The organism is Streptomyces sp. NPDC002574 (genome assembly GCF_042889545.1).
Classification (GTDB): domain Bacteria; phylum Actinomycetota; class Actinomycetes; order Streptomycetales; family Streptomycetaceae; genus Actinacidiphila.
This window is the reverse complement of sequence record NZ_JBIARB010000013.1, coordinates 195,967-210,590: the sequence shown is the minus strand read 5'-3', so window position 1 is coordinate 210,590 and position 14,624 is coordinate 195,967. Positions and strand designations below refer to the sequence as shown.

Genomic DNA, 14,624 nt, shown 5'->3' with positions numbered 1-14,624 from the left:
CGGCCGGAAGGGCCTACGCCCCGGTGAGCAGGCGTGCCGCGCCGGGCACCGTGACCGCGGTCAGCGGCAGCGGCCCGAGGCGCTCCCCGTCCGCGTAGCCCGTCAGGTCCGCGGCGGCGAGCGTCACCTTGGCGGCGCGGTGCACGGTGACCACGGGGTGCGTGGTGTGGGTGCCCCGGAAGACCCGGGGGAAGACCCGCAGCAGCGTGCCGCGGGAGCAGGGGCCCACCACGCAGATGTCGAAGAGGCCGTCGTCCATGGCGGCCTCCGGGCAGATCCGCATGCCGCCGCCGTACGAGGAGCCGTTGCCCACCGCTATCAGCGTCGCCTCGATCTCCTGCTCCGGGCCGTCGTCGAGAGCGATCCGGTACCGGATGGGCCGCAGGGTCGCCAACTCGGCGAGCATCGCCACGTCGTAGCGCAGCCGGCCCGCCGGGTAGCGCATGCGGTTGCCCCGGTCGTTGACGCGGGAGTCGAAGCCGGAGGCCAGGACCGTGCCGAACCACCGCTCGCCCACCTGTCCGAGGTCGATCTCCCGGGTCCGCCCCTCCGCCAGCGCCCGCGCGATCAGCCGCCCGGCCGCCGCGGGGTCGCCCAGCGGCAGCCCGGCCGCGCGCGCGAAGTCGTTGCCGGTGCCCGCGGGGACCACGCCGATGGGGGTGCCGGTCCCGGCCACCGCACGCAGCGCCAGGGACACCATGCCGTCGCCACCGGCGGCGACCAGGGCGCCGGTGCCGCCCTCCACCGCCTTGCGGGCCTTGAGCAGGGCGTCCGCGGCGTCGGCGCCGGTCACCGTGCGGACGGTGTGGCCGGCGTCCCGCAACGCGCGGACGGCCGGCGACGCGGCGTGCGCGCCCCGGCCGCGGCCCGCGGTGGGATTGACGATGAGGGTGATCTCGCTGGTCACGCGCGGACCCTACCGCGCGTGACCGTCCCTGTCAGGTGGCGTCGTCGAACCCGCGTCCGCTCGGCCGGATGTCGTCGTCGACCGGCGACGCCTGCTCGGGCACCGGAGCCCCGACGGGCTCGGGCGTGAGGTCGAGCTCGGACGCCTCGTCGTCGTCCAGGTCGGCGTCGGGGTTCGCCCGGCGCTTGCGCCGGTCGTTGAGGAGCGAGACCGCGACCGCGAGGAAGTACAGCACCCAGATCGGGCCCGCCAGCGCCATCATCGTCAGCGGGTCGGTGCTGGGGGTGGCGACCGCCGCGAAGACGGTGATGCCGACGATCATCGCGCGCCACCAACTGAGCATCCGCCGCCCGGTGATCACGCCACCGAAGTTCAGCAGCACCAGCAGCAGCGGCATCTCGAAGGCGAGGCCGAAGACGATGACCATCCGCGTGACGAGGTCGAGCAGGTCGTCCAGGGGAAGCAGGTTGTCGACGCCGCCCGGCGTGAAGTCGATCAGCACCCGGGCGGTGGTGGGCAGCACCTTGTAGGCGAAGAAGCCGCCGCCGAGGAAGAGCGGGAAACCCGCGCCGACGAAGGAGAGCGCGTACTTCTTCTCGTGCCGGTGCAGGCCGGGCGCCAGGAACGCCCAGAGCTGGTACAGCCAGATCGGCGAGGCAAGCACCACGCCCGCCATCAGCGAGACCTTCAGTGCCAGGGTGAACGGCGTCAGCAGACCGTTGATGGTGATCCGGGCACAGGTGCCCTGCGTCTGCTTGGCCAGCTCGGTGAACGAGCTGGCGCAGCCGACCGACTCCAGCACCGGCTTGGTGAAGAACTCGATGATCTCGTTGTAGAAGAAGGCCGCGACGACCGTGACGACGATGATCGCGAGCAGCGCCTTGGAGAGCCTGTTGCGCAGTTCACGCAGGTGCTCCACAAGGGGCATGCGCCCCTCGGGGTCCCTCTCCTGCTCCTGCTTGCGGGCGGACTTGAGCAACCCACGTCCTCAATTCGGGCGGTCGCCGCCGTCGCGGTCGGCTTCCGCATACCTGTGCCGTGCGGTCAGCTCTGGGTGTGCTGCGTCTGCTGCTGCGGCGTCTCGTTCACCGGGCGGGCGCTGGAGACGTCGCCGGGTGCCGCCTGGATCGTACGCGGCGCGGCCTGCGGGGCGTCCGCCGGCTGCTCGGCGGGGGGCGCGTCGTCGTTCTTCATCGCCTTGGCCTCGCTCTTGAGGATGCGCATCGACTTGCCGAGGCCGCGCGCCATGTCCGGCAGCCGCTTGGCGCCGAAGAGCAGCAGGATGACGACGAGAATGAGAATGATCTCGGTGGGGCCGAGCCGTCCGAACATGTGCGTCTACCTTCTCACCGAGGCGGCATGGGTACCTGTCTGTGACCTGCGGGCGCAATACGCCCGCCGACCACTCTGCCAGCGATCGTAACGTGCGGGAGTAAACGTGTGGCAATCACCCGGCATCCGTACAGTTGCTGCCCCCGCCGCGCTCTTGTGGGGCCGCGATCTGCAGCGTACCTCCCGGGACCGCTGAGAACGAGAGCCCGTCGGAGGGGGTACTGCCCGGCGACCGCCCGGAGTTCACGGCCGGGAGAGCTCCCCGGCGTCCCTGGCCAGCGGATCGGCCGCACGCTGCAACTCGTCGGCGGCGCGCGTCAGATCGGCGCTGCTGCGCCCCACCTGACGGGCGAGGCCGACCACCTCGGCGTACACACGGATGCCGAGGACGCCGAGCACGAGGATGCCGGCGGTCGCGAGGCCGACGTAGAGGTAGAGCCACCACATGGCAGCCGAGCGTAGCGCTTCAGCCCAGGTGGAGCCGCATCGTGCGCACGCCGCCGTCGGTGAGCAGCTCCACTATGCGGTCGCCCGCGGGCTTGCGCACCGAGATGCCGCAGTCGGGGCAGATGAAGGAGTAGAAGGTCGTCCGGTGGCTGCCGCCGATGGCCAGCCGCAGGTCGCCCGCGGTGAGCTCGAAGCTCGCCCGGCACTCGGTGCAGGAGGCCCGGAAGACCGCCTCTGGCGCCGGATCGCCGTCGGGGACGGGATCGTCCGCGCCGGAGGTGCCGGGTGCGTCCGCCCGGTCCGCCCGGTCGGCCGTGTCCGCGGTGTCCGTCATCGGTGCTCCCCGTCACTCACCGTAGGCCGCGAGGGCCTGGGAGGCCGCGTCCCGGGCGCTGGTGACCAGGTCGGCCGGGGAGACGATACGGCCGTCCCGGCCGAGCCGCAGCGCCAGCCGGCGCAGCGAACCCGGGTCGGGGGTGCGCAGGGTGATCCTCAGGCCGCCGTCGGGCAGTTCCTCGGCACGGTCGTGCGGGTAGTACTCGGCGACCCAGCGGCCGCCGGGCCCGACCTCGGCCACGACCTCCGGGTCGTCGCCCGCCGGCTGCACCAGACCCTGGGACAGGTCCCGGGGCTCGATGCGCGGCGGGTCGCTGGCCTCGTCCAGCAGCCGGATCTCGGCGACCCGGTCCAGCCGAAAAGTGCGCCGGTCCTCCGACAGGCGGCACCAGCCCTCGAAGTAGGTGTGGCCCACGGCGAAGAGCCGGATCGGGTCGACCTCGCGCTCGGTGAGCTCGTCCCGGGCCGGCGAGTAGTAGCGGATCCACAGCCTGCGGCGCTCGGCGATGGCCCGGTCGACGTCGGCGAAGACGCTGCCCTCGGACTCGAAGGTCACCGAGAGCCGTGACGAGGCACCGGCGGCCTCGCCCGCCGCTCCCTCGATCTTGGCGGTGGCACGCAGCAGCGCCTGCCGGTCGCTCTCGCGCAGCCCGGGCAGGTTGGCGACGGCGCGGGCGGCCACCAGCAGCGCGGCGGCCTCGTCGGCGGCCAGCCGCAGCGGCTGGGCGACGTCGTCCACGTTGTGCCACCAGATGCGCTCGCCGTCGGTGTCGATGTCGAGCAGGTCCCCGCCCCGGAAGCTGGTCCCGCACAGCGGGAGCACGTTGAGGTCGCCGATCAGCTCGGCCTCGGTGACCCCGAACGCACGGGCCACGTCGCTCACCCGGGCGCCGGGGCGCTCGCGCAGATACGTGACCAGGGACAGCATCCGGCGCGTCTGGTCGATCGCGTTCGCCATCTCGTCCTTCTCCCCCGCTCAGCCCTTGGCGACGGCGCGCAGCCGGTCCACCACGTCGGCCCGCAGCTCGGCGGGCTCCAGTACGACCACGTCCGGGCCGAACTCCACCAGCCAGGCGTCCAGTCCGTGTCCGTACGGGATCTCCAGCTCGTCCCAGTCCGCGTCCACCGGCAGCGTCTCCACCGCACGGGCCCGCAGCGGGTAGCCCGAGTCGCGGCGCAGCCGGATCCGGGCGGTCGCGGTCGCGCCCTCGCCGGCCCAGCTGGCCACGGCGGCCCGCACGTCCACGTGGTCGGGCACCTCGGCGGTGAAGGTACCGCTGCGGGTGCGCACCCGGCCGGTGATCCGGGAGAGCCGGAACACCCGGACGTCGCTGCGGTCGCGGTCCCAGCCGGCCAGGTACCAGTGGCCGCGCCAGCACTCCAGCGCCCAGGGCTCGACCTGGCGGGGCTCGGGGCGGACCGCGTTGGCCTTGCGGTAGTCGAAGGCGACCGGGCGGCGGTCGCGGGTGGCCAGCATCAGCGGCTCGAACGCCGGCTCGGGGGCCGGGATGCGCGGCTCCAGGGCGCTGTGCCCGGAGACGGCGGGATCGCGCGAGCCGGCGGCCGCGTCGGCGTCGGTGTCGTCGAAGGGCACTCCGGCGGCGCGCAGCTTCTGCAGGGCGCCACTGGCGGCCTCCGCGAGCCGGGCCTGCTGCCACACCTTGGCGGCCAGGCTCAGCGCGGCGGCCTCCTCGGCGTCCAGGGCGATCTCCGGAAGGCGGTTGCGGTCCCTGCGGGCGAGGTAGCCGATCTCGCCGTCGACGCTCTCCACGGTCTCGATGACCATGCCGAGTTCACGCAGGTCGTCCTTGTCCCGCTCGAACATGCGGTTGAACGCCTCGTCGGAACCGATCTCGTGATAGGCCTCGATGGAAGCGCGCAGCTCCCGCTTGCTGACCGGGCGCCGGGTGTTCATCAGGCACAGCGCCAGGTTCATCAGCCGCTCGGCCTTGGCAATGGCCACTCGACGCAACCTTCTTCCTGTTCGGCTCTCGATCGAGACCGTACCGCGACGGCGCCGCCCGGCAAAAGCGAATGCGGCCTGCTCGCCGGGGGTCCCGGGGGAACGGACGGGGACACGGCGGAGCCCCCGCGGCACCGGCAGTGCCGGCGCGGCGGGGGCTCCACTGCGCGAAGGACGCCCTACGGTCCGTCAGACGGAGAGCAGGTCCACGACGAAGATCAGGGTCTCGCCCGGCTTGATGGCCGGCGTCGGGCTCTGGTTGCCGTAGGCGAGGTGCGCCGGGATCGTCAGCTGACGACGGCCGCCGACCTTCATGCCCTGCACGCCCTGGTCCCAGCCCTTGATGACGCGGCCGCCACCGAGGGGGAAGGTGAAGGGCGAGTTGCGGTTCCAGCTGGCGTCGAACTCCTCGCCGGTGCTGAAGGCGACGCCCACGTAGTGGACCGTGACGTTCTGTCCGGACTTGGCCTCGGCGCCGTCGCCCTCCCAGATGTCCTTGATCTCCAGGTCGGCCGGGGGCTCGCCGCCCGGGAAGTCGATCTCGGGCTTGTCGATGCTCACGTACGTGCTCCTCTTGATATTGCGGACAACCTGCACAGTCTTACACCACGGCGAGGATGTCGACCGCGAAGACCAGCGTGGAGTTGGCGGGAATCCCGCTCTGCGCCTTGTTGCCGTACCCCAGGTCCGGCGGCACGACGAGCAGCACGCGGCTGCCGGTCTTCTTGCCGACCAGGCCCTGCTGCCAGCCCTTGATGACCTGCTGGAGCGAGAACGAGGCGAGCTGGCTGCGGGAGTACGTGGAGTCGAACTCCTTGCCGCCGTCCCACAGGACGCCCTTGTACTGCACGAGCAGGTTGTCGGCGGCCTTCACCGCGGGGCCGGTGCCCTCGATGACGTAGTCGGACACCAGCTTGGCCGGCGCGGCGCCCTTGGGGACGTCGATCGACGGCGCCTGGCCGTCGGTGTTGGTTCCGACCTTCGGCAGCGCGGCGTCGCTCTGCGGCACGGCCTTGCCCTGCGCGGAGCTCTTGGCGCCGAAGGTGTTCACCACGTCGACGACGAAGACGAGGGTGTCGGTGCCCTTGATGCCGGCCTGGGAGTTGCCCTGGGCGCCGTAGCCGAGGGCCGGCGGGATGGCCAGCTCGACGCGGTCGCCGACCTTCTTGCCCACCAGGGCCTTGTCCCAGCCGGGGATGACCTGCCCGACGCCGATCGGGAAGACGGCCGGCGCGCCGCGGTCGTAGGAGTTGTCGAAGACCTTGGCGGTGCTCCAGATCTGGCCGAGATAGTTCGCCTGGAGGTAGTCGCCGCTGGCGACCACGGCGCCGGTGCCCTGGATGACGGTCTTGACCGCCAGGTCGCTGCTCGGGTTGCCGGACCCCTTGGCGACGGTCGGCTTCTCGCCGAACTTCGTGCCGGCGGTGATGTCCGGCACCGGACCGCTGACGATCTTGACGTCCGCCGCGGGGGCCGAGGCGGAACCCGATGGGGAGGCGCCGGGCTTGACCTTGTCGGACTTGTCGTCACCGCAGCCCGCGAGCGTGAGCAGGCCGGCGGGCACGGCGAGGAGGAGAGAACGTCGGCGCACAGGGATCCCCATCAGGTCGATCTTGTGTATCTGGCGTGCGCGCCACTCTACGGCGTGCGTGGGGCCCCGTACGAACACCGACGGGGCCCCGCGCCTGCCTTCACGCTCTTGTGCTACATCCCGGCGATCAGCTTCTCCACCCGGTCGTCGACGGACCGGAAGGGGTCCTTGCACAGCACCGTGCGCTGCGCCTGGTCGTTGAGCTTCAGGTGCACCCAGTCGACCGTGAAGTCGCGCCGCTGCTCCTGGGCGCGGCGGATGAAGTCGCCGCGCAGCCGGGCCCGGGTGGTCTGCGGGGGCACCGACTTGGCCTCGAAGATCTTGAGGTCGTTGCAGATCCGCTTGGCCTGACCCCGCTTCTCCAGCAGGTAGTAGAGCCCGCGGCGACGGTGGATGTCGTGGTAGGCGAGGTCTATCTGCGCGATGCGCGGATGCGACATGGTGATGTTGTCGCGGGCCCGGTACCGCTCGATCAGGCGGTACTTCATCACCCAGTCGATCTCGGTGCCGATCCGGTCCAGATCACCGCTGCCGATCGACTCCAGGGCGCGTCCCCACAGTTCGAGGACCTGCTCGATGACGCCGCTGCGGATGCCGCGACGCTCGCAGAAGTCCACCGCCTTGGAGTAGTACTCCTCCTGGATCTCCAGGGCGGAGGCCTCCCGGCCGGAGGCGAGGCGCACCTTGCGCTGTCCCGTTATGTCGTGGGAGACCTCGCGGATCGCCCGGATCGGGTTCTCCAGCGTGAGGTCCCGCATGACGGTGCCCGCCTCGATCATGCGCAGCACCAGGTCGGTCGCGCCGACCTTGAGCAGCATGGTCGTCTCGGACATGTTGGAGTCGCCGACGATGACGTGCAGGCGCCGGTAGCGCTCGGCGTCGGCGTGCGGCTCGTCCCGGGTGTTGATGATGGGCCGGGAGCGCGTGGTGGCGGAGCTGACGCCCTCCCAGATGTGCTCGGCGCGCTGGCTGACGCAGAAGACCGCGCCGCGCGGGGTCTGCAGCACCTTGCCGGCGCCGCAGATCAGCTGCCGGGTGACCAGGAAGGGGATGAGGATGTCCGCGAGGCGGGAGAACTCCCCGTGGCGGGCGACGAGATAGTTCTCGTGGCAGCCGTAGGAGTTGCCGGCGGAGTCGGTGTTGTTCTTGAAGAGGTAGACATCGCCCGCGATGCCCTCCTCGTGCAGGCGCCGTTCGGCGTCCACGAGGAGCCCTTCGAGAATGCGCTCACCCGCCTTGTCGTGGGTGACCAGTTCCGTCACGTTGTCACACTCGGGAGTGGCGTACTCCGGGTGGGACCCCACGTCGAGGTAGAGGCGGGCGCCATTGCGGAGGAAGACGTTGCTGCTGCGACCCCATGACACGACACGGCGGAAGAGGTACCGCGCCACCTCGTCCGGGGACAGACGCCGCTGTCCCCGGAACGTGCACGTGACGCCGTACTCGTTCTCCAGCCCGAAAATGCGGCGGTCCATGCTGAGACCTTACGCCTGATGCGTGGAGCTCAAACCGTCTTGGGCCGCGGCGATTCGATCTTTTTCTGTCCCGCTTGCCGGGTTTGGAAGGCGCAACGGGCGGCCGCCGGCCAGCAGGACCGCCAGCGCGGCCAGTCCGCCCGCCCCCGCGACCGTGAACGCCGCCACGGCTCCGCCGTACTGGGCGGCCGGTCCCGAGGCTGCGGTGCCGACCGCCGCGCCGACACCGAACGCGGTGACGATCCATGAGAACGCCTCGGTGACGGTGCCCGCCGGGGCGTGCCGGTCCACGACCACGAACGCACAGGCCAGCGAGGGCGCCAGGAACAGTCCGGACAGCGCCGCGAGGGCGGTCAGCGAAGCCACCCCGGGCACCAGGGCGAGCGGCAGGTAGCCGACCGCCAGGCCCGCCATCAGCAGCCGCAGCCTGCGCTCGGGCACCCCCGGCCACTGCCGGGCGCCGTACACGACGCCACCCACCAGGGCACCGAATCCGGTGCCGGACAGCACATAGCTGGAGACCATCCCGCCGCCGTGGTCGTCGGCGTAGGCGACGGCGGCCACCGCGATGGAACCGAGCGCCAGGCCGACGAAGAAGAAGGAGGCGACCAGCACGACGATGCCGCGCGAGCGCAACGGCCCGAGCCAGTCCGGGACCCGCGGCTGCGAGCGCCACGCCCGCGAGGGCGGCGAGACGACCACGCTGACCGCCCCCGCCACACCCACGGCCGCGATCCACAACAGCGCGGCCGCCTCGGAGAAGCCGGCCACCAGCAGGGTCACCAGCAGCGGCCCGACCGCGAACATGACCTCCTGCGCGGCGGCGTCGAGGGCGTAGGCCGCGTGGACCCGGTCGGGCCGCTCGAGCACCCCGGGCCACAGCGCCCGCAGTCCGCCCTCCAGCGGCGGGGTGAAGAAGCCGGCGACGAGCATGGCGACGTAGGCCAGGGGCAGCGGGCGGAGCCCGGCCAGCGCGAAGACGGCCATCCCGGCGGCCGAGGCGAGCGCGGCGGGCAGCATCACGCGGGGCTGACCGAGCCGGTCGACGGCCCTGCCCAGCAGCGGCTGGCCGACGGCGTTGGCGATTCCGTAGACCGCGGACAGCGCGCCGGCGAGGGCGAAGTCAGCGCCCTGGGACCGGGTGAGGAGCACGATCCCCAGCGCGGCCGTGGCGTTGGGCAGGCGGCCGACGAGGGTACCGGCCAGCAGCCGCATCGCGTGCGGCGCGCGCAGCAGGTCCGCGTAACCCGTCGCCATGGGCGCCCCCTCGTCTAGTTGTACGTATAACGTCCTGGGTCATACGTACCATGGCCGCAGTCCGCGGGTCCAGCCGTGGCACCGGTCGAGCAAGGCGAGCAAAGAACGAGAGGGGCCCCCACGGTGACCGACACAGCGCGTCCGACCTCCCGGGACGTCGCGCGGGCCGCGGGGGTCTCACAGGCCACGGTCTCCCTCGTACTCGGCGGCAAATGGCGCGGCCGGGTCTCCGAGCGCACCGCCGACACCGTCCGCGCGCACGCCCGCGAGCTCGGCTACCGGCCCAACATCGCCGCGCGCAACCTGCGCCTGGGCCGGACCCGGACCGCCCTGCTGGTCGTGCCCTCGATCACCAACGAGTACTTCGCGCGGATCTACACCGGCGCCGCCCGCGTGGCCGAGGAGAACGGCTTCGGCGTCGTGCTCTACCCCTCCCCCGAGGGCGTCGGCCCGGCCCGGGACCCCTTCGGCTCGGCCCAGGCCGCGCTGGACGGCATCATCGCCTCCTCCATGGCCGCCGACGCGCTCGCCGCGATCGGGGAGGGCGGACTGCCCCTGGTCATGCTGGACGCGGACCCCGCGGAACCCGGGCCCGCCGCCACCGTCAACCTCGCCATCGCCGACGGGATGCGGCAGATCGCCCACCACGTAAGGGCCCTCGGCCACCGCCCGGAACGGGTCGCCCACCTCGCCGCCGCGATCGACACCTGGACCTTCCGGGTCCGTGCCCAGGCCCTCGCCGAAGTCCTCGGGACCACTCCCGCCACCGAGCACTCCGCCCTGGACCCCGAGGCCGCCCGGCAGGCCACCGAGCGCCTGCTCGCCCGCCCCGGCGCCCCTCCGACCATGGTGGTCTGCGACGACGACGTCCTCGCGGTCGGCGCCTGCAAGGCCCTGCGGCGCCTCGGGCTGCGGGTCCCCGACGACGTCTCGGTGACCGGCTACGACGACTTCGCGCTGGCCACCGCGATCGAACCGGAACTCACCACGGTCCGGCTGCCCGCCGAGGCGGTCGGCGCCGGCGGTATGACCGCCCTGCTGGACGCCCTGGCGGGCCGCCCGGCCACCGGCGCCGAACTCCCCGTCCGGTTGGTCGTCCGCGGGTCCACCGCCCCTCCACGGGACGCCTGAGGGCGCGCACGCGAACGCCCCGGCCACCGCTGGGCGGCCGGGGCGTTCGGCGAGGCGCGGGGACGTACGGACTTCACACGTCCTCGTCGAGCTCCGGAAGGTCGTCGTCATCGTCGGTCGTGGTGGCGGGCGCGGCCTTGTCGGACGTGCCGGCCGTACCGCTTGCGCCGTCCTCCTCCAGCAACCGCGACAGCTGCCGGCCGAGGATGCGCTTGAACTTGCGCTGCTGCGGCCGCGTGCGGTCCAGCACCGCCACTTCCAGCTGCTCCGCCGTGAGCTGCCGGTCGCTGCCGTTGTTGTCCCGGCTCAGGGACTCCACCGCCAGCTTCAGCGCCTCCGCGAGGGTCATGCCGTCACGGTGCCGCTGGTCGAGATAGGTGCCGATCTGGTCGGAGTTGCCGCCGACCGCCACGGCACCGTGCTCGTCGACGATCGAGCCGTCGTGCGGCAGCCGGTAGATCTGGTCCTCGGAGGGGTCGGAACCCACCTCCGCGACGATCAGCTCCACCTCGTACGGCTTCTCGCCGACGCTGGAGAAGATGGTGCCCAGGGTCTGGGCGTACACGTTCGCCAGGCCGCGGGCGGTCACGTCGTCACGGTCGTAGGTGTAACCGCGCAGATCGGCGTAGCGCACCCCGCCGATCCGCAGGTTCTCGAACTCGTTGTACTTGCCCACCGCGGCGAAGGCGATGCGGTCGTAGATCTCGCTGACCTTGTGCAGTGCGCGGGACGGGTTCTCGGCGATGAAGACGATGCCGTCGGTGTACTGCAGAACGACGACGCTGCGCCCGCGCGCGATGCCCTTGCGGGCGAACTCGGCGCGGTCGGCCATGGCCTGCTGGGGTGAGACATAGAACGGCGTCGACACCGGCTATCCGTCCCTTTCTGTCGAGTGCGGGTGCATCTGAGGACGTCCGGGCTCAGAGCAGCTCGGCGCGCGGGCCGTCGGGCTGCTCCATCCGCCGCTCATGGACGGCGCGGACGATCTCCTGGCTCTCGGAGTCGGTGAGCCTGCGGAAGCCGTCCTCGGTGATGACCGTGACGATCGGGTAGATGCGGCGTGCCAGATCGGGACCACCGGTCGCCGAGTCGTCGTCCGCCGCGTCGTAGAGCGCCTGGACGACCAGGGTGGTGGCCTGGTCGGCGGTGAGGTCGGACTTGTAGAGCTTCTTCAGCGCACCGCGGGCGAAGACCGAGCCGGAACCGGTGGCGGCGAAGCCGTGCTCCTCGGAGCGGCCGCCGGTCACGTCGTAGGAGAAGATCCGGCCCTTCTCGCGGTCGGTGTCGTACCCGGCGAAGAGCGGCACCACGGCCAGGCCCTGGAGCGCCATGCCGAGGTTGCTCCGGATCATGGTCGACAGGCGGTTCGCCTTGCCCTCCAGGGAGAGGACGTCGCCCTCGATCTTCTCGTAGTGCTCCAGCTCGAGCTGGAAGAGCTTGACCATCTCCACGGCCAGGCCCGCCGTGCCCGCGATGCCCACCGCCGAGTACTCGTCGGCGGGGAACACCTTCTCGATGTCGCGCTGCGCGATGATGTTGCCCATGGTGGCGCGCCGGTCACCGGCGAGCACCACGCCGCCGGCGAACGTCGCCGCGACGATCGTGGTGCCGTGCGGCAGCTCGATGGCTCCCTGCACGGGCGGCAGCGGACGGTTGCCCGGGAGCAGCGCCGGCGAGTGCGCGTCCAGGAAATCCACGAACGACGACGAACCGGGCGTCAGGAAGGCAGCTGGTAGACGCCCGGTGCTACGAGTGTTGGCTTCCACACGTTTCCTTCCACGTAGGCGGCCGCCCGCCGTATGACGTCGGGCCGATCCTTCAACTGCCCCAGCGCGGCATTGCAGCTGAAGCACAGTACGCCACGGACCCTACCCGTCCCGTGGTCGTGATCCACATGTTCCGCCGGGGCATCCAGACAAATACAGCAGATCCCGAACTGCTCGACGACCATGGCGTCCCGCTCTGCCTCGGTCATCCCGTACTTTTTCCTGAGGTGCCGCACTCGACCCTCCGCCGCACGGCATGTCTTGCAGTAAGTGGTCAAACCGTCGGCGGCGCTGCTGTTGCGCGTCCATTCCGAATGCGGCTTGGCCTCCTCGCACCGGGGACAACGCTTGTGGCCCAGCGGCACCTTGTGTTTCTCGCGAACAGTGCGACCCCGGGCCTCCTGGCGCTGCCGGTAGTACTCCGCTGAGCACTCCCGGCAGTACGCCTGGAGCCCGTCCCGCATGGACCTATTGCCGGCAAAGGCGTCCCTCGACAATATCCGCTTGCACCGCGAGCACTTTTTCGCCTGATGCAATTCGGACATTTAAGGACTACTCGCCACCCTTCTGAACAAAGCTCCGCACGAAATCCTCGGCATTCTCTTCGAGCACATCATCGATTTCGTCGAGCACGGAGTCCACGTCGTCCGACAGCTTCTCCTGCCGGTCCTTGAGGTCGGAGGTGCCCTGCGCGTCCTGCGCGGTCTCCTCGACCTCCTCGGTCGAACGCGTGGCCTTCTGCTGTCCGCCGCCGGTGTCCTTGGTAGCCATGTGTCCCTCACCCCGCTCGGTTCCATGTCCTACAAGATCAGACCCTACAAGGAGGGCCTGACATCGGCCCCTGGTATTGGGCAACGTCCGGGGGCCACCCCGATGATTCCCGGTTCGGGAGGATTTCAGCCCTGCTCAGCCGCCCGACAGGATCCGCACCAGCTCCTCCGCCGTGCGGCAGCGGTCCAGCAGTTCCTTGACGTGGTTGCGCGTGCCGCGCAGCGGCTCCAGGGTGGGCACCCGCTGCAGGGAGTCACGACCGGGCAGGTCGAAGATCACCGAGTCCCAGGAGGCCGCGGCGACGTCGTCCGCGTACTGTTCGAGGCAGCGCCCGCGGAAGTAGGCCCGTGTGTCCTCCGGGGGCTTGCCCACGGCCCGGTCGACCTCTTCGTCGGTCAGCAGCCGCTGGATGCGTCCGCGCGCGGCCAGACGGTTGTACAGGCCCTTCTCGGGGCGCACGTCCGCGTACTGCAGGTCGACCAGGTGCAGGCGCGCCGCGTCCCACTCCAGGTTGTCCCGGCGGCGGTAGCCCTCCATGAGTTCCCGCTTGGCGACCCAGTCCAGCTCGCGGGACAGGCTCATCGGGTCGCTCTCGAGCCGGTTGAGCACGTCCTCCCACCGGCCGAGGACGTCCTTGGTCTGCTCGTCGGCGTCCGTGCCGAAGCGGTCCTCGACGTACTTGCGGGCGAGCTCGCAGTACTCCATCTGGAGCTGGACCGCGGTGAGGGTGCGGCCGCTGCGCAGCGTGACCAGCCGGCGCAGCGTGGGGTCGTGGCTGACCTGGTGCAGGGTGCGGACCGGCTGGTCGACGGCGAGGTCGACGTTGATGAAGCCGTCCTCGATCATCGACAGCACCAGGGCGGTGGTGCCGAGCTTGAGGTAGGTCGAGAGCTCCGCGAGGTTGGCGTCGCCGATGATCACGTGGAGCCGGCGGTACTTCTCGGCGTCGGCGTGCGGCTCGTCCCGGGTGTTGATGATCGGCCGTTTGAGGGTGGTCTCCAGGCCGACCTCGACCTCGAAGTAGTCCGCGCGCTGGCTGATCTGGAAGCCGTGGTCGTGGCCGTCCTGTCCGATGCCGACCCGTCCGGCGCCGGTGACCACCTGGCGCGAGACGAAGAAGGGCGTCAGGTGGCGCACGATGTCCGAGAAGGGGGTCTCCCGCTTCATCAGGTAGTTCTCGTGCGTGCCGTAGGACGCGCCCTTGTTGTCGGTGTTGTTCTTGTACAGATGGATGGGCTGGGCGCCGGGAAGCTGGGCGGCCCGCTCGGCGGCCTCGGCCATGATGCGCTCGCCGGCCTTGTCCCACAGCACCGCGTCGCGGGGGTTGGTGACCTCCGGCGAGCTGTACTCCGGGTGGGCGTGGTCGACGTAGAGCCGGGCACCGTTGGTGAGGATCACATTGGCCAGGCCGATGTCCTCGTCGGTGAGCTGGCTGGAGTCCGCGGCCTCGCGGGCAAGGTCGAAGCCGCGGGCGTCCCGCAGTGGATTCTCCTCCTCGAAGTCCCAGCGGGCGCGGCGCGCCCGGTGCATCGCCGCCGCGTAGGCGTTGACGACCTGGGACGAGGTGAGCATGGCATTGGCGTTCGGGTGGCCCGGGACGGAGATCCCGTACTCCGTCTCGATGCCCATTACTCGCCGTACGGTCATG

Annotated in this window: 17 protein-coding genes; 1 reads left to right on the top strand and 16 read right to left on the bottom strand. The window is 71.1% G+C overall.

What is annotated here, in order from left to right:
• Window positions 1-13: 13 nt before the first annotated feature.
• The 11 genes from ACFYXS_RS29990 to ACFYXS_RS29940 form a co-directional block, all read right to left on the bottom strand.
• Window positions 14-907, bottom strand: coding sequence for a diacylglycerol kinase (locus ACFYXS_RS29990; RefSeq protein WP_389253775.1), 894 nt, complete (start codon window positions 905-907; stop codon window positions 14-16).
• A gap of 31 nt (window positions 908-938) precedes the next feature.
• Window positions 939-1,886, bottom strand: a complete 948-nt coding sequence (gene tatC / locus ACFYXS_RS29985; protein ID WP_389253773.1) for a twin-arginine translocase subunit TatC — start codon at window positions 1,884-1,886, stop codon at window positions 939-941.
• A 65-nt stretch (window positions 1,887-1,951) separates the two neighbouring features.
• Window positions 1,952-2,239: a Sec-independent protein translocase subunit TatA gene (gene tatA / locus ACFYXS_RS29980; RefSeq protein WP_389253771.1), complete on the bottom strand. Its 288-nt coding sequence runs from the start codon at window positions 2,237-2,239 to the stop codon at window positions 1,952-1,954.
• Window positions 2,240-2,482: 243 nt separating this feature from the next.
• Entirely contained in the window at window positions 2,483-2,686 is a 204-nt protein-coding gene (locus tag ACFYXS_RS29975; RefSeq protein WP_389253769.1) for a hypothetical protein, read from the bottom strand.
• A 19-nt stretch (window positions 2,687-2,705) separates the two neighbouring features.
• The gene (locus ACFYXS_RS29970) at window positions 2,706-3,020 is read right to left on the bottom strand and encodes a hypothetical protein (protein WP_389253767.1); all 315 of its coding nucleotides are present in this window, start codon (window positions 3,018-3,020) and stop codon (window positions 2,706-2,708) included.
• A 12-nt stretch (window positions 3,021-3,032) separates the two neighbouring features.
• Window positions 3,033-3,980, bottom strand: a complete 948-nt coding sequence (locus ACFYXS_RS29965) for a helix-turn-helix transcriptional regulator (protein ID WP_389253765.1) — start codon at window positions 3,978-3,980, stop codon at window positions 3,033-3,035.
• 18 nt (window positions 3,981-3,998) lie between these two features.
• The gene (locus tag ACFYXS_RS29960; protein ID WP_389253763.1) at window positions 3,999-4,985 is read right to left on the bottom strand and encodes a helix-turn-helix transcriptional regulator; all 987 of its coding nucleotides are present in this window, start codon (window positions 4,983-4,985) and stop codon (window positions 3,999-4,001) included.
• A 189-nt stretch (window positions 4,986-5,174) separates the two neighbouring features.
• Window positions 5,175-5,546: an FKBP-type peptidyl-prolyl cis-trans isomerase gene (locus tag ACFYXS_RS29955; protein WP_319662005.1), complete on the bottom strand. Its 372-nt coding sequence runs from the start codon at window positions 5,544-5,546 to the stop codon at window positions 5,175-5,177.
• Window positions 5,547-5,586: 40 nt separating this feature from the next.
• Complete coding sequence (locus ACFYXS_RS29950) at window positions 5,587-6,576, bottom strand: FKBP-type peptidyl-prolyl cis-trans isomerase (protein ID WP_389253761.1); 990 nt, start codon at window positions 6,574-6,576, stop codon at window positions 5,587-5,589.
• A 113-nt stretch (window positions 6,577-6,689) separates the two neighbouring features.
• Window positions 6,690-8,051, bottom strand: coding sequence for a Pup--protein ligase (gene pafA / locus ACFYXS_RS29945; protein WP_319662002.1), 1,362 nt, complete (start codon window positions 8,049-8,051; stop codon window positions 6,690-6,692).
• A gap of 9 nt (window positions 8,052-8,060) precedes the next feature.
• Window positions 8,061-9,308: an MFS transporter gene (locus ACFYXS_RS29940; protein ID WP_389253759.1), complete on the bottom strand. Its 1,248-nt coding sequence runs from the start codon at window positions 9,306-9,308 to the stop codon at window positions 8,061-8,063.
• 123 nt (window positions 9,309-9,431) lie between these two features.
• On the opposite strand from ACFYXS_RS29940, the gene ACFYXS_RS29935 reads away from it, so the two are divergent.
• Entirely contained in the window at window positions 9,432-10,439 is a 1,008-nt protein-coding gene (locus ACFYXS_RS29935) for a LacI family DNA-binding transcriptional regulator (protein WP_389253757.1), read from the top strand.
• A gap of 73 nt (window positions 10,440-10,512) precedes the next feature.
• Here the strand turns inward: ACFYXS_RS29935 and prcA are convergent, their stop codons facing one another.
• The 5 genes from prcA to dop all read right to left on the bottom strand — a co-directional run bounded on the left by prcA (window position 10,513) and on the right by dop (window position 14,623).
• Entirely contained in the window at window positions 10,513-11,307 is a 795-nt protein-coding gene (prcA, locus tag ACFYXS_RS29930; protein WP_389253755.1) for a proteasome subunit alpha, read from the bottom strand.
• Window positions 11,308-11,359: 52 nt separating this feature from the next.
• On the bottom strand, window positions 11,360-12,205 hold the full coding sequence (gene prcB / locus ACFYXS_RS29925) for a proteasome subunit beta (protein ID WP_389253753.1): 846 nt from the start codon (window positions 12,203-12,205) through the stop codon (window positions 11,360-11,362).
• Window positions 12,157-12,669, bottom strand: a complete 513-nt coding sequence (locus tag ACFYXS_RS29920) for an endonuclease VII domain-containing protein (protein ID WP_389253930.1) — start codon at window positions 12,667-12,669, stop codon at window positions 12,157-12,159. Before ACFYXS_RS29920 ends, prcB begins: the two co-directional genes overlap by 49 nt.
• A gap of 88 nt (window positions 12,670-12,757) precedes the next feature.
• On the bottom strand, window positions 12,758-12,976 hold the full coding sequence (locus ACFYXS_RS29915; protein ID WP_389253751.1) for a ubiquitin-like protein Pup: 219 nt from the start codon (window positions 12,974-12,976) through the stop codon (window positions 12,758-12,760).
• A gap of 135 nt (window positions 12,977-13,111) precedes the next feature.
• Window positions 13,112-14,623: a depupylase/deamidase Dop gene (gene dop, locus ACFYXS_RS29910; RefSeq protein ID WP_389253749.1), complete on the bottom strand. Its 1,512-nt coding sequence runs from the start codon at window positions 14,621-14,623 to the stop codon at window positions 13,112-13,114.
• Window position 14,624: the final 1 nt, after the last annotated feature.